General features: G+C 61.0%; 16 protein-coding genes and 1 pseudogene. 8 read left to right on the plus strand and 9 right to left on the minus strand.

The annotated features are described in order from the left end of the window. Complete coding sequence (locus ACFWXH_RS24600; RefSeq protein WP_379123956.1) at positions 1 to 2,442, minus strand: FAD-dependent oxidoreductase; 2,442 nt, start codon at positions 2,440 to 2,442, stop codon at positions 1 to 3. A 90-nt stretch (positions 2,443 to 2,532) separates the two neighbouring features. On the opposite strand from ACFWXH_RS24600, the gene ACFWXH_RS24605 reads away from it, so the two are divergent. Further along, positions 2,533 to 3,537 (plus strand): LysR family transcriptional regulator, encoded by a 1,005-nt coding sequence (locus ACFWXH_RS24605; protein ID WP_379123957.1) that lies wholly within the window; start codon positions 2,533 to 2,535, stop codon positions 3,535 to 3,537. Between the two features lie 130 nt (positions 3,538 to 3,667). Further along, on the plus strand, positions 3,668 to 4,996 hold the full coding sequence (locus ACFWXH_RS24610) for an aspartate aminotransferase family protein (protein WP_379123958.1): 1,329 nt from the start codon (positions 3,668 to 3,670) through the stop codon (positions 4,994 to 4,996). A gap of 96 nt (positions 4,997 to 5,092) precedes the next feature. Here ACFWXH_RS24610 and ACFWXH_RS24615 read toward each other — a convergent pair. From ACFWXH_RS24615 to ACFWXH_RS24625, 3 genes and pseudogenes are all read right to left on the minus strand, one after another. Continuing rightward, positions 5,093 to 5,720 (minus strand): annotated as a pseudogene (locus ACFWXH_RS24615) (DUF6766 family protein). A 4-nt stretch (positions 5,721 to 5,724) separates the two neighbouring features. Further along, complete coding sequence (locus tag ACFWXH_RS24620) at positions 5,725 to 6,339, minus strand: cysteine hydrolase (RefSeq protein WP_379123959.1); 615 nt, start codon at positions 6,337 to 6,339, stop codon at positions 5,725 to 5,727. An 11-nt stretch (positions 6,340 to 6,350) separates the two neighbouring features. Next, positions 6,351 to 6,560: a hypothetical protein gene (locus tag ACFWXH_RS24625; protein WP_379123960.1), complete on the minus strand. Its 210-nt coding sequence runs from the start codon at positions 6,558 to 6,560 to the stop codon at positions 6,351 to 6,353. A 251-nt stretch (positions 6,561 to 6,811) separates the two neighbouring features. Here ACFWXH_RS24625 and ACFWXH_RS24630 point away from each other — a divergent pair, with 251 nt between their 5' ends. Both ACFWXH_RS24630 and ACFWXH_RS24635 read left to right on the plus strand, forming a co-directional pair. Continuing rightward, positions 6,812 to 7,333: a DUF982 domain-containing protein gene (locus ACFWXH_RS24630; protein WP_379123961.1), complete on the plus strand. Its 522-nt coding sequence runs from the start codon at positions 6,812 to 6,814 to the stop codon at positions 7,331 to 7,333. Beyond that, positions 7,281 to 8,219 carry an alpha/beta fold hydrolase gene (locus tag ACFWXH_RS24635; RefSeq protein WP_379123962.1) on the plus strand — a complete coding sequence of 313 codons (939 nt, stop codon included), beginning with the start codon at positions 7,281 to 7,283 and terminating at the stop codon, positions 8,217 to 8,219. The genes ACFWXH_RS24630 and ACFWXH_RS24635 overlap by 53 nt, the downstream gene beginning before the upstream one ends. Positions 8,220 to 8,284: 65 nt before the next feature. Here the strand turns inward: ACFWXH_RS24635 and ACFWXH_RS24640 are convergent, their stop codons facing one another. Next, positions 8,285 to 9,151, minus strand: coding sequence for an alpha/beta fold hydrolase (locus ACFWXH_RS24640; RefSeq protein ID WP_379123963.1), 867 nt, complete (start codon positions 9,149 to 9,151; stop codon positions 8,285 to 8,287). A gap of 247 nt (positions 9,152 to 9,398) precedes the next feature. Here ACFWXH_RS24640 and ACFWXH_RS24645 point away from each other — a divergent pair, with 247 nt between their 5' ends. The 4 genes from ACFWXH_RS24645 (at position 9,399) to ACFWXH_RS24660 (ending at position 13,888) form a co-directional block, all read left to right on the plus strand. Next, positions 9,399 to 10,847: an aromatic amino acid lyase gene (locus ACFWXH_RS24645; RefSeq protein ID WP_379123964.1), complete on the plus strand. Its 1,449-nt coding sequence runs from the start codon at positions 9,399 to 9,401 to the stop codon at positions 10,845 to 10,847. 239 nt (positions 10,848 to 11,086) lie between these two features. After that, positions 11,087 to 12,631 (plus strand): EAL domain-containing protein, encoded by a 1,545-nt coding sequence (locus ACFWXH_RS24650; protein ID WP_379123965.1) that lies wholly within the window; start codon positions 11,087 to 11,089, stop codon positions 12,629 to 12,631. Positions 12,632 to 12,758: 127 nt separating this feature from the next. After that, complete coding sequence (locus ACFWXH_RS24655; RefSeq protein ID WP_379123966.1) at positions 12,759 to 13,019, plus strand: hypothetical protein; 261 nt, start codon at positions 12,759 to 12,761, stop codon at positions 13,017 to 13,019. 533 nt (positions 13,020 to 13,552) lie between these two features. After that, on the plus strand, positions 13,553 to 13,888 hold the full coding sequence (locus tag ACFWXH_RS24660; RefSeq protein WP_379123967.1) for a hypothetical protein: 336 nt from the start codon (positions 13,553 to 13,555) through the stop codon (positions 13,886 to 13,888). A 49-nt stretch (positions 13,889 to 13,937) separates the two neighbouring features. On the opposite strand, the gene ACFWXH_RS24665 is transcribed toward ACFWXH_RS24660, so the two are convergent. The 4 genes from ACFWXH_RS24665 to ACFWXH_RS24680 all read right to left on the minus strand — a co-directional run bounded on the left by ACFWXH_RS24665 (position 13,938) and on the right by ACFWXH_RS24680 (position 17,546). After that, positions 13,938 to 14,450 (minus strand): DUF995 domain-containing protein, encoded by a 513-nt coding sequence (locus tag ACFWXH_RS24665; RefSeq protein ID WP_379123968.1) that lies wholly within the window; start codon positions 14,448 to 14,450, stop codon positions 13,938 to 13,940. Between the two features lie 131 nt (positions 14,451 to 14,581). Further along, a complete protein-coding gene (locus ACFWXH_RS24670; protein ID WP_379123969.1) occupies positions 14,582 to 15,544 on the minus strand; it encodes a glycoside hydrolase family 26 protein in 963 nt (320 codons plus the stop codon). A 15-nt stretch (positions 15,545 to 15,559) separates the two neighbouring features. Beyond that, positions 15,560 to 16,147: a DUF995 domain-containing protein gene (locus ACFWXH_RS24675; RefSeq protein WP_379123970.1), complete on the minus strand. Its 588-nt coding sequence runs from the start codon at positions 16,145 to 16,147 to the stop codon at positions 15,560 to 15,562. A 7-nt stretch (positions 16,148 to 16,154) separates the two neighbouring features. Next, the gene (locus ACFWXH_RS24680; protein ID WP_379123971.1) at positions 16,155 to 17,546 is read right to left on the minus strand and encodes a UDP-glucose dehydrogenase family protein; all 1,392 of its coding nucleotides are present in this window, start codon (positions 17,544 to 17,546) and stop codon (positions 16,155 to 16,157) included. Positions 17,547 to 17,554 lie beyond the last annotated feature (8 nt).

Consider the following 17,554-nt stretch of genomic DNA (forward strand, 5'->3'; position numbering starts at 1 on the left):
CTATTGGCTGCGCATCCTGCTGCCCGATGGATCGTAAGGCGGCCTGTCGAGGAGCCTGAGGCCGAAGCGCTGTCCCGCGACCGCAATCTCATAGTTCGAAGCGGCAAATTGCTGTCTTGTTTCGCCCGGCTCGAAGGCGACATAACCGAGGCAGAGGCTCAGCCCCGTGCGGAAGCCGAAGCCGCCGGAGGTGGTCAGCCCTGCAAACTTGCCGTCCCGATAGATGGGCTCGTCATGCAGCAGAAGCGGATTGGCGCCGTCGACCGCGAAATGCAGGAGGCGGCGGCTGAAACCCTCTGCTCTCCGCGCTTCGAGCGCGTCGCGACCGATGAAATCGCCCTTTGTCCAGGAGACTGCAAAGCCCAGCCCCGCTTCGATCGGTGTCTCCTTCGGCCCGATATCGTGCCCCCAGTGCCGATAGCCCTTTTCCAGCCGGCAGCCGTCCAGCGCATAGTGACCGCAAAGGACCGCATCATGCGCCTTGCCGGCTTGCCTGATGGGCGACAGCAGGCTTTCGGCACATTCGACGGGAACATAGAGTTCGAAGCCAAGCTCGCCGACGAAGCTGACGCGCGTTGCCCGCACATTGACCATGCCGACATCGATCCGCCGTGAGGTGGAGAACGGAAAGGCCACGTCGGACAGATCCGCATCGGTCAATTCCTGCAGCAGATCGCGGGCGCGCGGTCCCATGACACCGAGAACCGCCTCGGCGGAAGTGGCGTCGAACACCGAGGCATCGAGCCCGAGATCGTCGGCGTGCCTGGCGATCCAGGCGAAATCCTTTTGCCGCGTCGCCGCACCCGAAACGATCCGAAAGGCGGTCTCTCCGCAGCGCGTGACCGTGACGTCGGCCTCGATCCCGCCGTGCCGGTTGAGCATCTGCGTGTAGACCGACCTGCCTTCCGCAACATCGACGTCGTTGGCCGAAAGCTGTTGCAGCAATCTTGCCGCATCGCGCCCGGAGACATCGAGCTTCGTAAAGGGAGAAAGCTCGAACAGGCCAACGCCGCTCGCCATCGCCACCGCCTCGCGCTCCGCCGCCGGCCACCAATACTGCCTGCCGAAGGTGTAGCGCGGCTCGCGTTCCGCCTCTTTGCGGGCGTACCAGAGCGGCCGCTCCCAGCCGGTCGGGGCTCCGAATACCGCCCCGGCTTCGCCCAGCATGCCGTGCCACGCCGAACGGCGCAGGCCACGGCCGGCCTTGGGCTGTTTGTGAGGCCAGTGCATCCGGAACAGGTCGGCGACTGATTCCTCCATCCGCGCGCTCACGAAAGCTCGCGACGCCGAGCCGCGATCGAAACGCGCGATGTCGAGCGGCCACAGATCGAGGCCCGGCTCGCCATCAACGATCCATTCGGCCATCGCCTTGCCGGCGCCGGCAGACGACATCATGCCCGTCGAATTGAAGCCGGCCGCCACGAAGAAGCCGCGCAGATATGGCGACTCGCCCATCAGCGGCTGGGTGTCCGGCGTGAAGCTTTCCGGCCCGTTCATGAAGTGGCGAATACCGGTCTCGGCAAGTGCCGGAAAAAGCCGCAGGCCGGCCGACATGAAAGGTTCGAACTGGTCCCAATCCTCGGGGAGTTCGAGAAAGGGCCTGTCGCCAGCCGGGCCAGCGACGTCGAGGATCTTGGCGTTCGGCTCGAAGCCGCCGAGCACGAGCTTGCCGGAATCACCCTTGACGTAGATGCCCTCGTCCAGGTCGCGCACGATGGGAAACGGATTGGGCAGACCGGCAACCGGTTCGGTCACCACATACATGTGTTCGACCGCCTGCAGCGGAACCGGGATACCGGCCATGGCGCCGATATGCTTTGCCCAGGCGCCGGCGCAATTCACCGCCACGTCACAGCGGATCGTCACACCCGACGCGAGCCTGACGCCGGTTACCCGGCCTTTTTCGATCACGAAGCCGCTGCAGGCGGTTCCTTCAAGTATCCGGATTCCGGCGGCGCGCGCCCGCTTGGCATAGGCAGCGCAGATGTCGACGGGATTGGCCTGTCCGTCTTCTTCCACCCAGAGCGCGCCCACCAGCCCATCCGGCGCGATTCCGGGAACCCGATCGCCAACGACGGCGGCATCCACCATCTCCACCCGAAGGCCGCAGACGTCGCCCAAATGCGCGATGCGTTCGAGTTCCCTTATTCGCTCTTCCTGACGTGCCAGCCAGACCCCACCCGTTCGCCGATAACCGGCGGACTGGCCGGTCAGATCCTCGAGCCTCGGGAACAATTCCGCCGCGTACTGCGCCAGGCGCGTCAGATTGAGCGTGGCCCTGAGCGGGCCGACGATGCCGGCGGCATGCCAGGAGGTGCCACTTGTCAACTGGTGCCGTTCGATGAGCACGACATCGGAAACGCCGAGCTCAGCAAGATGATAGGCGACGCTCAAGCCGATCACGCCGCCACCTATGATCACGATCCGGGCGTCTTCCTTCACCAGTGGGATACCTTCGCTGTCAAAACGGCGCGATCATTCCCGCCAAGCAGGCTTGCGCTCAATGGGATTTCTGCAACATTAGGAAAACTTATGTACGGCGGGTGCGAAGGAACCCTGGTGAAGAGTGGCAGCTTCGACTTCAACCTGTTTCGATCGATTGAGGTCTTCGCAGCCGTCGTCGAAACACGGCATGTGACACAGGCCGCGCAGATGCTCGGCATGACGCAGTCCGCCGCGTCGCAACATTTGAAGAATCTGGAAACGGCGCTCGGCGTCAGCCTGATCGACCGCAATTTGCGGCCCATCGAGCTGACCAAGGCAGGGATTGCGCTGCATCGCCGGGCTGCTGCGATCCTCGCGGAAGTGGAGGGACTGCGCACCGACGCGCGCCGCATCAACGCAGCGCCGCTGCCCTTGCTCAGGGTGGCACTGCTGGCTTCCATCGCCACCACTCTGGCGCCCGCGCTTTCGGTTCTAGCCCGCAAGAATTTCGGAATTCCCGAGCTTAGCCTTTTCGCCGGGCTCGCCACCGACCATGTCGCGCTGCTCAGGGCACGCCGCGCCGATCTTGCGGTGACGTCCGGCGAACTGTTCGAGATCGAAGGGCTGACACGCTACCCGGTCATGACGGAGAAATTCCTGCTTGTGACCCCGAAGGGCTTTTCAGGCGATGTCGGCGACATCACGAAGCTTGCCAGAAAACTCGCTTTCGTCCGCTTCTCCAGGGAGACGCCGGTCGGCTTGCGCGTCGATCAGCATCTCAGCCGTATGCGCATAGAGCTGCCACGGGCTATGGAAGGCGACCGCTCCAGCGTCGTGATGGCGCCCGTCGCGGCGGGCATGGGTTTCGCCATACTGACACCGACCCTGCTGATCGACGGCCTTGCCGAGGGCATGGAAATCGACGTCCATCCCCTGCCGTTCACCAGCCTGTCCCGCAATATCCTTTTGGTTGCGCGCGAACGCGAGCTGGGGGATCTGCCCGAAGCCTTTGCCGCGCGCACCGCCGAGGTGCTGAAACAGGCGATAAACGAGCGGTTGCCCGATTTGCCTCCCGACCACTACACCCTGGAATCGTCGGTTGTTCCAGCATGACGCCGGCACGGCTGCGTCCGGCAGATCGCAAAGCTGCTAATCGGCTGCATCAGTTATCCTGATGGACGATTTTGGCGGGTGCCTTCGGCGCGCGTCCATGGTCTGCTCTGCTCCAATCGGAGGCCAAGACATGAACGCTCCCCATACCCATCCCTCGCTTGCAGTCGACTGGTCGACGCAAGGTATCGTCGACCGCAGGAATCGGTTCTACTCTGCCTCCCAGCGCAAATTCGTTCCTTACAAGGATCCGCTGATCATCAAGCGTGGCCGTGGGCAATATGTCTGGGATGAGCAGGACAGCAAATACATCGACCTGCTTGGGATGAATCTTTGCATTTCGGTCGGGCACGCCCACCCGCAGGTCGTCAAGGCGGCGAGCGAACAGGTCGCCGAGCTGACCCACTGCACCACGATGTTCTACCACCCGGTCCCCGCACAATATGCCGAAGAACTGGCAGCCACCATGCCGGCCGGTCATGAGTGGGTGGTCCACTTCACCAATTCCGGTGCGGAAGCTATCGACCTCGCCCTTCTCATGGCGCGTTCCCACACCGGCAATATCGACATGCTGGCGCTTGCTTCCAGCTATCATGGCGCCACGTTCGGAGCGCAATCGGTGACCGGAATAGCCGGCTTCCGTCACGCCGTCCCACAGCTTGGCGGCGTGACCTTCGTGCCCGAGCCGAACCAGTATCGCGGCGTTCACGGCGAAGGCGTGGAGCCCTATTTGAAGGAGATCGACCGGGCGATCGCGACGTCGACGAGCGGCAGGCTGGCGGGCATGATCATCGAACCTGTGCAGGGTTATGGTGGCATCGTTCCCATTCCCGAAGGCTACATTGCCGGTGCGTTCGAACGGGTGCGAGCCGCGGGTGGTCTGTGCATCATAGACGAGGTGCAGGCCGGCGTCGGCCGTACGGGCGACGCCTTCTGGTCTTTTGAATCCCATGGCGTGGTGCCCGACATCGTGGTTGTTGCGAAGGGCGTCGGCAACGGAATCCCCCTCGGCGCGGTCATCGCCAGACGCGATGTTGCCGAGTCGATGGCCGACAAGTTCCTGTTCCACACCTATGGGGCGAATCCGGTTGCCTGCGCAGCCGGCCGCGCCGTCCTCAAGGTGATGCAGGAGGAGCGGCTGCAGGAAAACGCCAAGGCCGTCGGCGGCGCGCTCAAAGCCAGGCTCGATGAGCTGAAGGAGCGCTATCCCATCATCGGCGATGTCAGAGGCCGCGGCCTGATGCTGGCGATCGAGCTCGTCAGGGATCGAGCAACGAAGGATCCGGCGCCGGAGGAGACGCTCGCGGTCTTCGAGGAGACACGCCGCAACGGGCTCGTCGCCAGTCGGTCGGGCCCCTACCGCAATGTCATTCGTATGTGCCCGCCGCTCTGCCTGGCGATGTCCGATGTCGATGATGTCGTCGATCGTTTCGAGAAGAGTTTCGCCGCAATCGGCCGTTGACGACTCCTGATCGCGCAGAGCGCAGGCCTGTATCCCGGATCGTCCGGCCAAGCGGCGTTCGTGGGTGAGGTGCTCGGGGCACGCCGCCACGCTTTGTCAGGCGCCCGTTTCGCTGTCGGGAGCAGAGACCGGTTTGGATTCGGGCGAGTGGCGATGACGCAGCCATATGGAAAGCACGACCAGAACCGCCGTCGACAGGAACTCCGATTGCCAGTTCTGGAAGGATTCGAACCAGAACTCGGCATCGCCTAAATAAGTCCAGGCCGAATGCAGCGGAGTGCCGTGAAGTCGAGCATCCTCGTTGGCGGCAACAAGGCTCGATCGCCAATGTGCGAAAAAACGACAATGCGAACAGGCCTGCCAAGGTCAACCCCAGCGAGTGGTCATAGAGCCATCTCCCGGTGCGGCTTGGCCATGGCCGCATGTCGCCTGGCCGCTCCGGATCATCGGGATCGCGCGACTCCGCAGAACCGCGTTGGAACAGGATGGCGGTAAAAACCACATAAGCGGCCATCTGCAGGAATTCGCTCTCCCAGTTTTCGAAGAGCGCCGAAAGGAATTGCCCGCTTTGCAGATATGCCGACAGACCGACGCCGCTCACGGAATGTTCGGCCAGTTCAGCATTGTGGCTTCCCAATCCAGCGATGACCATGCCGAGCAGGCTGACCAGGAAACAGATCATCAGAGCGATGGTAAGCCCGTTGTCACGCAGGGACTTTTTCATGGCGTCACTCCCGACCAGTCCAATTGGCAAGGATGTCGGCGCTCGTCGCCAACTCGATCTGTTCGCTGAATCGGGTCGAATAGAGTTTCAGCAGTGCATCATGCGTTTCATCCGCCGAACTGCATATCGCATCGGAAGCGATGATCGTGCGAAAGCCACGATCGACCGCGCCGAGCACGGTGGCCAGCACACAGACGTCCGTTTCCGCACCGGTTATGATCAGCGTCGTGGCGGGCCGTCGCGATAGAAGTGCGTCGAGGCGTCCTTCCGTCCAGGGTGAGTATACGGTTTTGTCGATAGTCTCGGCGGGCGGTGAATAGCCGGCGAGTTCAGGTGCGATTTCGATCATCCCGGGATCGATCCGTTCCAACGTCACGCAGCGCCAGCGCTCGTAATAGCGGCGCCACATCGCCACGGCATCGGCCGGGCGATTGGGCGGCAGGAAGCGCGTGAAGATCGTCGTTGCCGTGTGTGCGCCAACGATCATTTCTATTCTCGGAAGGGTCTTCTCGAACCACGGCACTTGCCACGGGGAGCCATTTGCGAACAGGACCTGCATGTCGACGCAAACATGCAGCGAACTGGCTTCAATGGGCCCGTGCCTAAGCGCGGTCGCCATGGCCGTTCGCGTCAGCCGGGATGCCCGCGAAGGCGCGGGTGGCTATGGCTGCGACCGTCGGAGTGCCGCGTCTTTTCGTTGACGTCATCGCGATCTTCAACGAGGCCGTAGGGTTTCTTGGGCTCGTCACTGCGGTCGCCGGTATGGACAGGGTCCGGGCGCAGGGATTTGCCAGGCTTCGGTACGCGCGCGCCGGTTTCAAAATCGTTTTGACGGGACATCGGGTCGCTCCACTGCGTTTCGTGTGGCGGCGTCATTCACGATGGAATGACTTCCTTGTCGGACCCAACCTGCGACGAGCGAAGTCGTTCCGATAATTCGAAATCTGCTCTCGTGTGCGGCCAGCCGGCTCAATCAACGCCGGACCTTGACCCTATTGACGGGTTGGACCTGTCAACGCTCCTGGATAATCATGCAACTTCCCCCCGCCCGCCGCGTTGAGCCACATTGGCAATGCGTTGGGAGGAGTTCCATGCAGAAAGGATGGTTCGACAGACCGATCCCTGTTTTCATTGGCACAGTGAGGACGGTGCATAAAGTATCCAATGCCCGCGAAGCCGCCTATTTGCTGATCAACCGCTGGCCTCGGCAGGGCACCGCCATACATGTCAGGGCACGAACGCTGTGTCTGGCCGTCCTGCACGGGCAGCAGAAACCGAACGCCGCCCGGGAGGCTTTTGCGGAAGCGGCTAAGGAGGCGGATGTCTTTGCCAAAGTCACCGTCGACATCAGCGATGCGATGGACGGCAGTCTGAAGTTCGACGTCCCGGTGCGGATACGAACCGGTGCAACCGGAGCATCGTCGCGAATGGTGACATCCGTACAGGGTGCAGCCGACGTGCTCATCGATTGGCCGCAGTCGCGGCGCGGAGCTGCCTATCACGCAACCAGGGACATCGTCGAAGGCGCGATCGATGGCCAGACGACACCGGCGGAGGCCCGTGAAGCCTTCGCCGCGCTTTCTGCCGACGAGAGAATATTGCTGGAAGACTGACGGTGCGATTGCCCCGCGTTGCTTTGATTTACTGGTTGCGGAGGGAAGCCTGATGCCGAGCCATCCATGGGATTTGCCGGAACGCTTCCGTTTTAGAGGCCATTCGATTGCCTGGGGCGCAAGTGGAGAAGGACGGCCTGCCGTCCTTCTCCACGGCACGCCTTTTTCGTCGGTAGAATGGCGGCGCATAGCGCCGTTGCTTGCACGCGAACGCAGGATCTTCTGCTTCGACATGCTCGGATATGGACAGTCGGACAAACCGGAGGCCGACGTGTCCCGTGGCGTTCAGAACGAAGTATTCGCAGCGCTATACCGACATTGGCAATTGGAACTCCCCGACATCGTCGCGCACGATTTCGGCGGTTCAAATGCCTTGCGGGCCCACCTGCTGAACGACCTGGAGTACCGATCGCTCGTCCTGATCGATCCCGTGGCGATCAGCCCGCAGGGCTCCCCGCTGGTTCAGGCGGCCCGAAAAAACGAACAGGTCTTCGCGAACCTTCCCGCCTACATCCACGAAGCGATGCTACGCGCCTATATCGGCAACGCGGTGGCCAATACGCTGCGCGAGGACGAGATGCGGCTCTATCTTGAACCGTGGCTCGGCGAGATCGGCCAGAAGGCCTTCTGGCGTCAGATCGCGCAGATGGACGATAAATACAGCCAGGAGGTGGAGGAACGATTTGGCGAGATGCGCTGTCCCGTCACGATTCTGTGGGGCGAGGATGACGACTGGATTCCGATAGAGGATGGTTATGAATTGGCGCGACGCATGTTGAATGCGCCCTTCACTTCGGTTCCTGGTTCGAAGCATCTGATGCAGGAAGACGCGCCTGAAGCGATCGTCGCGACCACACTGCGCTTCTGGCAAGCGCTGGATGGCTGAGCGCATCAGCAGGGTTCAGCAAGCCGAAACCTCTTCAAAGCTCTGCCTCCTCAACCGGCCGGAGGTTATTGCTGCGTTTGCTGTTTCTCGATGAAGTCCAGCATCAGGCGAAGCGCCGGCTCGGCATGCGTTTCAAGCAGGAAATGGCTACCGTCGAAGATATGGGCTTCCATGCGCGGCAGGTCCTGCATCCACGACAGCGTCTCGGCAATATCGAAATATGGGTCGTGGCGGCCCCAGAGCATCAGCGCCGGCGGCTGCCTCTGCTTGAGATAGTCGGCAACGGCATCGAAATTGGCGACATGGTTTCCGTAGTCGGCAATCAGCGCATGCTGCGTTTTCATACGGCCGGGCAGGTTCATCACGCGCCAGTCCTCGACCCAAGGTTCTCCTTTGATTCTGGCGGCGATCTCCTGCGGCAATCCACCCGTGTATTGCTCGCGCGTGAACTCGAAGGTCAGGTGCGACGTCGCCTTCTTCTCGTTCTCTTCGGTCGGATTTTCCCAGAATTCGAATGTGTCTTGCCAGAGCGGCCCGAAGCCGGTGCGGTGCTCGTTGGCGTTCTGGATGATGAGGCCTGCCACGTGTTCGGGCGCCCGCATGGCGACATGCACCCCGACCGGTGCGCCCCAATCGTGCAGGTAGATGAAGCGCGGCCCGACCTTGAGATGATCCAGCAACTCCTCGATCGCGCCACCGAGCGCTTCGAACGAGGGCGCGGCCAAAGGAGTCGATTGGCCGTAGCCGGGCAAGTCGGGCGCGATCACATAGGCGATGCGTGCCAGCCCGGGAATGACGCTGCCGAACGTGCGCCATGAACTTGGAAAGCCATGCAGGAGCAGCAGCGCGGGGTTGGATGCATCACCTGCGGTGACGAAGGAAAGATCGGTTCCGCCTGAGAGTTGCAGCCGCTGTTGCTTCGGTGAAGTCATGCCGGCACTCCTTCGCTTGGACGCTGCTTCGGCAACGCGCGCGCTTCGGTTCGGTTGCGAGCAATGTGAGGAGCGGCTCCCGCGTGCAAACGGGCGCGTTTCCTGGGCACCGGAAAGCTCCGCCTCTCACGAAACTGGCTTTCGGGCGTGGCTGCAAGGCGCGCGCCGTGGGCCGGGAGGCTTGACGTTTCGGGAGCGGGAGCAGCACTTCCGTATATCATTATCTTGAAGATATCGGGGGAGCACGATGACGGTCAGTATCACCACCAGAAGCGATATCAATCTCGAGACCGTGTTGCGCGTTGCCTGGCAGAACGAGGGTGTGACGCTCAGCGAAACCGCCCTTTCGGAGATTGCCCGCTGCCGGGCCGCCTTTCTCAAGCTTATCGACAAAGACCCGTCGCTCGTCATCTATGGCGTGACGACGGCAATGGGCGAGCTTGCCCACACGCGTCTTTCGATCGAGGAACGCGAGCGCCATGCCCGGATAAAGGCCTTCGCCGCCGCGACATCGTTTGGTGATCCTTTCCCTGAGCGCGTCGTGCGCGCGATGGTCTTTGCGCGGCTGGCAAATTTCGTGGAGGGGCATGCAGCAACCACCCCACGGATTGCACTTGCTGTCGCCGAAATGCTCGACGGCCGACCGATGCCCACCGTCGCCTCGTCCGGCCAAGGTGGGGCCGGAGAAATCCTCGCGCTCTACCCCTTGTTCGCGGAACTGACGTCGCGCGTCGATCTCGAAGTCAAGGAACGAGGCTCGCTGATCAACGGCTCACCGTGCGCGGCTGCTCTCGTCGCCGACAGCGCGCTTTCCGCGAAACGACGCTTGCAACGTGCCGAGCAGGTCTTTGCCCTTTCGATCGAGGCGTTCCGGGCGCCACTCGAGCATTATGACGAAGCGCTTGAAACCCTCTGGGGCGACGAGCATGAGGCGGCCGCCTTGACTGGCCTGCGCAGTCATCTGGAAGGTGGGACGAACGAACGGCGCAACTACCAGGCGCCTGTCAGCTTCCGTATCGTACCCCGGGTACTTGGACAGGCATACCGCGCCGTTGCGGCTGCCGAGCGCGCCGCGACCATCTCGCTGCGTTCGGCCTCCGACAATCCCATTTTCATTCCGCCGGACGACAAACATGCCTATGGCCGTTGCATCAGCACCGGCGGATATCACAACGCCATGGCCGCGCCCGCGATGGACGAGCTGGCGGCGATCTGGGCGGATCTTTGCCTGCTATGCGACCGCCACGGATCCAAACTTCTAAACGGCGCGGTATCACATTTGCCCAATTTGCTGATGGTCGATCGGAATCCAAGCGACAGTGATGGGCACGGAGCGCTTGGCTACGTGCCAATGGCTTCCACGGGATATCTCGAACAGGCGAAGCTGGCAGCGCAGACCACTTTCATCCCTGGCACCGAGTCGGCTGGCTCAGGTCAGGATGATGTTGCAACGACAGCCTTCATCGCCTGGACGAAGGAAGAAAAAGCCGGCCGATATCTCGATGCCTGCATGGCAGCTCTTTCAACCATTGCCTCGCAGGCCCTTTACGCCACAAGACGCAACGCGCCGCCTCGCCTTGCCCGCTTCACCGATGAAGTGCGCTCTATCGTACCACCGGTGAAGCAAGACAGGGTCCTCGGTCCGGAACTGGAGCGGCTCTCGCGGCACTTCACTTCGGAAACCTTCAAACCGTAGACCCGCCTTTTGAGTTTCGTGGGAGAGCAGCGCCTTCCAACGAGAGCGTTCGCGGAGACCGACGCACATCTTTCGTTCAAGAATCCTGTTGTACAAAGGCAGATGGGCGATCTCCAGCCGAACATCCGGCGGCCGGGACAGTCACCGGCGCCTTTGAACAGACGGGAGCCGCTTTGGGTCGATCCGGCATCATCACCTTAGCCAGCTGTCTCGCTGTCCTGGCGGGAGTTCTCCCGATCGTGGCGGCTTTCTATATGTCGTGGACGATCGTGGAGACCCGTAAACAGACGCAACTCTTGGATATCGCCAACTATGCGCTTGCGCGCACTCAGGCGACATTCAGCGAGGCTGCCAATGCGCTTGAGATGGCGGAGCGGCTGACGGAACCATCCTGTTCGGCTGCGCATGTCGCCGCGCTGCGAGCGATTGTCGTCAACACACGGTCGGTCGAGGATATCGGCTTTTTCGACAACGGCACGCTTCAGTGCAACTCGTGGGGAAAGCCGACAGCCCCGGTTCTGCGGTCTCCCATCGACGTCACAACGAGCAACGGCATGGGCGTAACGGCCAGCCTGCGCCCGCTCATCAGCGGCGGCACCCCTTTGACGGGCTTTCATTTCGGAGCCTATGTGGCGCTGACCAATCCCGGACGCTTCACTGATGTTCCGATGGACAAGGAGGTGAAACTGGCCGTTCTGGCCGGAGGCAGCCAAGCGGTCGTCGGCACGCGCCATGATCCGGACCTGCAATTGCTGCAAAAGCTGGCAGATGGTGCAAAACCCGAGTCCAACGAGCGCACGCTTTACGGCATCGCACGCGATCGGGATTGGACGGTGGTTGCCGTCTCGCCAACGGCGGATGTCTTCCAGGACCTGGGCGACGATCTGCCCATGCCCCTGGCGGTGGGTGCCGCCACATCTCTGTTGATGGTTGGCCTCGTGGTGTGGCTGTCGCGCCGCCGGTTGTCGCTGCTCGGCGAATTGGCGACGGCCATTCGCCGCCGCGAATTCATCGTCCACTATCAACCGATCATCGACATGAAGACCGGGGCATGCGTCGGCGCCGAAACGCTGGTCCGCTGGCAGCGGCCCAATGGCGAAACCGTCCGGCCGGATATTTTCATCCCATTGGCCGAGGAAAATGGATTGATCGAAGCGATCACCCACCAGGTCATCGAGATTGCGATCGCAGAGTTGAAAGACCTCCTCGTTGCCGACCGTTCGCTGCACATCGCCATCAATCTTTCAGCGGAGGACATAAAATCCGGCAGCTTCCTGCCATACATGGCCGCGCTCCTGGAGGCCACCGACATTCGTGCACAGCAGCTTTGGCTGGAAGCGACGGAACGTGGCTTCATGGATTCGAAACTGGCTCGCGTCACTCTCGAAAAGGCAAGACGGGAAGGTCACTCCGTCGCCATCGACGATTTCGGCACCGGCTATTCAAGCTTGCAATATCTGCAGGATCTGCCGCTCGACGCATTGAAAATAGACAAATCCTTCATCGACATGATCGGCATGGATGCTGCCGCCAGCGCCATCACGCCCCACATCATCGACATCGCGAAATCGCTTGGCTTGTTCATCGTTGCGGAGGGAGTCGAGCGACAGGAGCAGGCCGACTACCTGTCGCAGCGCGGCGTGCATTACGCGCAAGGATGGTTGTTTTCCAAAGCGCTTCCCAAATCCGAATTTATTGAATTCTATCAGCGATGCCGGCAGTCCAAAGGGCCAGGCCCGGAGGTCATTCGGTTTGGCGACGGCAACACGTCACCCGATCCGTGATCCTGATTAGGCATTCCGCTGAATACGTCGAAGATAGACACGCAATTGTCACAGCCGCTGCCCCAAATGGGGTACGCGTCTTCACCTTCACAAGTTTACATGTAGACTGTCTTGGAGATGCGCGGGGGTGCTGGGCACTGCAGGGCATGCCCGGTCGATAGCCTATCGACCGGGCGGCTTTTCTGGTGAGAGTAATGCAGAGGGAACCTGCGCCATGTTCAGTATGAAAGAAAACCATCTTGCCCATGACGGCAAAACGGAGCGGTCGATCGTCAAGTTTTTCGATCCCTGGGAGCGCAAATTGGCCTTCGATCACAACCACGACGATCGAATGGGCCCAATCGTCTCGGGTGAAGATCAGGAACGTGCCGATATCGATGATCGCTGACTCTGAAGGGTACGAAGGCTTCCAGTCCGACAGCGTGCTATCGAGCCAGAGAGCGCGCCGAATTTAGGGGCGGCACCGTTTTCAATCCATCCGAAAATCGGTGCGATGCGTTCGACCACATCGGACAGTATCTGCTCATAGTCCTCGTGGTGGAAGCTATAGGGCAGTTCGAGGCGCAACTCATCCACCTCCGCGAAGACGCGGATCGCTGAGCGCTAGCGGCGATGGCCATAACTGCGGCAATCAAGTGGCTCCTACTCCCCCAACTTCGGATATTTTGATTGTTTCCACCTGCGACTATTTTCCCCTGTCGCATGGGCGCAAGCACCGCTAAAAGGGCCGGGCAATCGAGATGGCGCCAGCGTAGCAGCTACAACCGCCGGCGCTGTTCAACCGGAAATTCCACGCAAGCCGTTAAGAATACGCTCCGCGAAAGCTGTGCATTTTCAGAGTTGCCTCCACGGCGTCTTAAGCGACTCGGTGTATCTCTTGGTTGCATACGTGCATGCCCCCAACCAATGAGGAATGACAGGATGGCTTCGATTTCGAAGGCTGCCCCCTCCCGGGCCGGCAGTAAGCTTCACACGGTTTCGCTGTTTTGCGCTGCAATCGTGACAGTGGCCCTATCGGGCTGCAACTCCGTAACCGACAGCAATTTAAAATCCGCCTCCATCACCACACAGGCGAGCCATGCCTTCACGGCCGAAGTGATCAAACCCAAAGGCAAGATCGCTGCCGCCAGCCGTCATGCCGTGGTCGCCAAGAAGACGCAGAAAATTTCCGATAGCGTGCGCTTTTATGGCCGTGCGCCGCATATCTGCTCGCCAAGCGGCTTCGGACAAACCTCGCACTGCTTCCTGCGGACCTGACACCAGACTTCCTCGAGACGGCAGCTGCTCGAGCAGCTGCCGCATCTTGTCAGCGCCTGGCTGCCAACTTGTCCTCAACCTTGCTCAATCTCGCCATGACATAGTCACCGCGACGCAGTTTGGTGATCTCGTCACCCTTTCTGACAGGCGCGTTTGCGAAGACGTACCAATCGCCCTTCGGCTCGCGCTTCTGGAATATGACGTTGCCTTTCCTGCGATGGCTGAAACAAGTGAGGGCTGGTGCCGAGCCGCTCTTGGCGTACCAATCGGCTCTGAAACAAAGTCGCCCGACATCGGCAATAAACCAGCTCCCGACCCCGTAGGAGGCGCTCCTGCCCTTCCCTGTCCAGGCTGAAAAACGGCGCTGCGGCACGGCGAAGTAACCGGCGCCATCTTTCCATATCCACGACCGCTGGCTGTACAGTCGATAAAGGTCGTCGTTGCTGAGCGGCTCGGCCTGTTTGATCGTGGCAGCGCTCGGCGCGGCTGAAGCGGCAACCGTTCCAACGCCTGCCATGCCGACCAGCACTGCCCCCATGATCAGTCTGTTTACAATGGACATCTGCTTCACTCCCACCCTAGAGCGTTTCCGTTCTTCACGGAAACACAGAGACACTCTAACTCTTTGTTTTTACGCAATTCTGGACGGAAAACCGTCACACACTTTTCCTGGAAATGCTCCGGCCTCTTCTTTCAGTTGGATGCCTCGCGCGTTTGCACGACGCGCCAATTGGGCAAGCCGTAACCCTTCGGCCACGGATAGACTTCGCGGTCGTCGAAATAGACAACGGCCTTCAATTCGGGAAATTCGGGATAGGATTTGGCAACGCCCTGCGCCCAGTCGCGAACGTAGCCGGCATCGCCTTCATATCCCAACTCCGCGACCATGATCGGCTTGCCGAAGCCTTCGACACGGGGATATTTCTGTCGCATCTGCTCGACGAAACTTGTCTCGTGGCCGATGACACCCTGGTCATAGGGCTGGTAACCAAACACCGAGAGGCCGACGATATCGACAAAGTCGGTGCCAGGATAGAACGCCTCCAGCCCTTCATTGCCTTTCGGAGACCACATGTATTTGGCCGTCTTGTTGTGCTCGCGGCACACGGTGACCATGCGCTGATAGGCTTTGGCATAGTCCGGCGGATTCCAATGCGCCCAGGTGAACTGATTGTCGGTCTCGTCCATCTCCTGCGCCCAGCGGATGGTGACGTCGCTTTTCAGCTTGGCGGCTTCGGTGCAGACAGCAGCCATGTACCCATCGCGTTCGCCGCTCAGAATGCTGCTCAACAGTTGAGAGGAGGATAGGCGCCAGTTGGGCGACCATGACCAGGGCTCGACCGTGATGAGCAGCGAGCGGCCGCGTTTCTGGGCATAGTCGTCAGCAAGTGCCAAAGTGCGTAGATCGACGTCCTCCCAGGGCAGGAAGAGATGTTCGATCTTCGAGTTGGAATCGTTGCCGAAGTCCCCATAGGGATCATAGGCGCCGAAGCCGATCGATGTGGGCGTAATCACCGGACGCTTGTCGGAAGGCATCGTTGCCGTTGCCGAATTCTCGTTCGGAACACCGAGAGGAAGTTTGTTGGCTGCCAGGACCACTCCCGTCAGCAGCAAACCCGCGCCTGAAAGCGCGATCGTCATGAGTCTCCTGTTCATCTTCGTTCTCCACTATCAAAACGCACCGATCGGCGCTGGCGTCGGAAGCGGTACGGTTTTTGGGGTTGTCGTCGCCTGCGCCACCGGCCGATAGGCCATCACTTTGGCGCTCACCGTGTCTTGCATGACGAGCTTGCCATACTCATCGTCCTTGTCAGGCGCCGCGTGCTTGAACACGTACCAGGCGCCGGACGGCTCCTTCTTTTGATAGACCGTGCCCTCGTGAAGCATGTGGCGGAAGCAGGTCTTGTTGGGGAAGCTGCCGCCGGGACCATGCCATATGGCCCGCAGGCATAACCGTCCGTCATCGGTCAGGGTCCAGCGTCCTTCTGCCCAACTGGCGTTGGTCGCGTTGCCAGACCAGGCCCGGAAGATGCGACCCTTTTCCTGGAAGCGTCCCGCGCCATCGCTCCACTGCCAGGTCTTGTCCCGATAAAGGTCATAGAGTTCGGGGGCGGTCATGGCTCGTGCTTGCGCAGGCACAGCAATTGTCTCCGTGGCAAAGGCCCAGCCACAACCCAGCGAGAGACCGAAGGCAGCGGCCGTGAACGGCCGGATTCCGTCGGAAAGCCTGTGGCGCCAATCGATGAAATGATTGTTCATCTGCGCCTCACTTTCCACGCGCCATGCGAGGCAAAACGGAACTTGTCTTTTCGAAGTCCGATTCCTCGGTTGTGAGGTTTGCCCGTTCCGGCTGCTCGGATCGCTGTCCAATTGCCGAAACACGGAACCCTGCGGCGGACGCCGCGCCCGGCTCGAACGCATTACGCAGATCGACGAGCACCGGCGTCCGCACCAGCCGCCTGAGACGGCCTAGGTCGATGCGGCGGATACTGCCCCATTCAGTCACCACCACCACCGCATCCGCATCGCGTGCGCATTCGTAAGGATCGCTGAGCAAGGTGACGTCTTCGAAGAGACGCGCAGCGTTCTGCAACCCGACCGGATCGTAGGCGCGAACAACGGCACCGTAGCGCTGCAGTGTCTCGATCAATGGCACCGAAGGCGCTTCGCGCATATCGTCGGTATCGGGCTTGAAGGTGAGCCCAAGCACTGCAATCGTCAGCCCCTCGACATCACCTCCGACAGCCTCGATGACCTTGAGTGCCATCTTGCGCTTGCGCGCTTCATTGGCGATGATCGTCTCCTCGACAATCCTCAGCACCACTCCGTAGTCTTGTGCGGTCCTGAGCAGTGCCAGCGTGTCCTTCGGGAAGCAGGACCCGCCATAGCCCGGCCCCGCATTGAGGAAGCTGGTGCCGATGCGCCGGTCAAGCCCGATGCCGAGAGCCATTTCGCCGACATTGCAGCCCACCTTCTCACACAGATCCGCCAGTTCGTTGATGAAGGTGATCTTGGTGGCAAGGAAGGCGTTGGCCGCATATTTGATAAGTTCCGACGTGCACCTGTCGGTGAAAACCAGCGGCGTTTCGCCAAGCGAGCCCTTGTAGAGCGCGGCCATCACTGCGCGTGCGCGACCGTCCTCGACACCGACGACCACGCGGTCTGGCCTCAGAAAATCGCCGATCGCCACGCCTTCACGCAGAAATTCCGGATTGGAAACAACCGAGAACGATCCGTACGGGCGCATATGAGCGATGATTTTCTCCACCGCATCGCTCGTGCCAACGGGGACCGTGGATTTGACCGCCACCACTGCCCCCTCGGCCAGGAGCGGTGCCATCTCGCGCGCCGCCATGTAGACGAATGAAAGGTCGGCGTCGCCCTGCCCCGCCCGCGATGGCGTGCCGACAGCGATGAACACCACCTGCGCGCTCGTGACCGCCGCGGCGAGATCGCAGGTAAAGGAAAGTCTCCCTGCCGCCTGGTTGCGCGCCACCATCTCATCGAGATCCGGCTCGTAGATTGGCAACCGCCCCTTGACGAGACCAAAGATCTTGTCGGCGTTCTTGTCGACACAGACCACTTCATGGCCCCATTCAGCAAAACACGTCCCGCTGACGAGGCCGACATAACCCGTTCCAATGACTGCGATCTTCATAGCACCAA

It is taken from the genome of Mesorhizobium sp. NPDC059054 (genome assembly GCF_042739215.1).
Taxonomy (GTDB): Bacteria; Pseudomonadota; Alphaproteobacteria; order Rhizobiales; family Rhizobiaceae; genus Mesorhizobium.

What these genes read in the sequence shown, in the direction of transcription:
- ACFWXH_RS24625 (WP_379123960.1), bottom strand. Translation starts at nt 6,560, where the DNA reads ATGTCCCGTCAAAACGATTTTGAAACCGGCGCGCGCGTACCGAAGCCT.
- ACFWXH_RS24630 (WP_379123961.1), top strand. Translation starts at nt 6,812, where the DNA reads ATGCAGAAAGGATGGTTCGACAGACCGATCCCTGTTTTCATTGGCACA.
- ACFWXH_RS24610 (WP_379123958.1), top strand. Translation starts at nt 3,668, where the DNA reads ATGAACGCTCCCCATACCCATCCCTCGCTTGCAGTCGACTGGTCGACG.
- ACFWXH_RS24645 (WP_379123964.1), top strand. Translation starts at nt 9,399, where the DNA reads ATGACGGTCAGTATCACCACCAGAAGCGATATCAATCTCGAGACCGTG.
- ACFWXH_RS24605 (WP_379123957.1), top strand. Translation starts at nt 2,533, where the DNA reads ATGTACGGCGGGTGCGAAGGAACCCTGGTGAAGAGTGGCAGCTTCGAC.
- ACFWXH_RS24640 (WP_379123963.1), bottom strand. Translation starts at nt 9,151, where the DNA reads ATGACTTCACCGAAGCAACAGCGGCTGCAACTCTCAGGCGGAACCGAT.
- ACFWXH_RS24660 (WP_379123967.1), top strand. Translation starts at nt 13,553, where the DNA reads ATGGCTTCGATTTCGAAGGCTGCCCCCTCCCGGGCCGGCAGTAAGCTT.
- ACFWXH_RS24680 (WP_379123971.1), bottom strand. Translation starts at nt 17,546, where the DNA reads ATGAAGATCGCAGTCATTGGAACGGGTTATGTCGGCCTCGTCAGCGGG.
- ACFWXH_RS24675 (WP_379123970.1), bottom strand. Translation starts at nt 16,147, where the DNA reads ATGAACAATCATTTCATCGATTGGCGCCACAGGCTTTCCGACGGAATC.
- ACFWXH_RS24665 (WP_379123968.1), bottom strand. Translation starts at nt 14,450, where the DNA reads ATGTCCATTGTAAACAGACTGATCATGGGGGCAGTGCTGGTCGGCATG.
- ACFWXH_RS24670 (WP_379123969.1), bottom strand. Translation starts at nt 15,544, where the DNA reads ATGAACAGGAGACTCATGACGATCGCGCTTTCAGGCGCGGGTTTGCTG.
- ACFWXH_RS24620 (WP_379123959.1), bottom strand. Translation starts at nt 6,339, where the DNA reads ATGGCGACCGCGCTTAGGCACGGGCCCATTGAAGCCAGTTCGCTGCAT.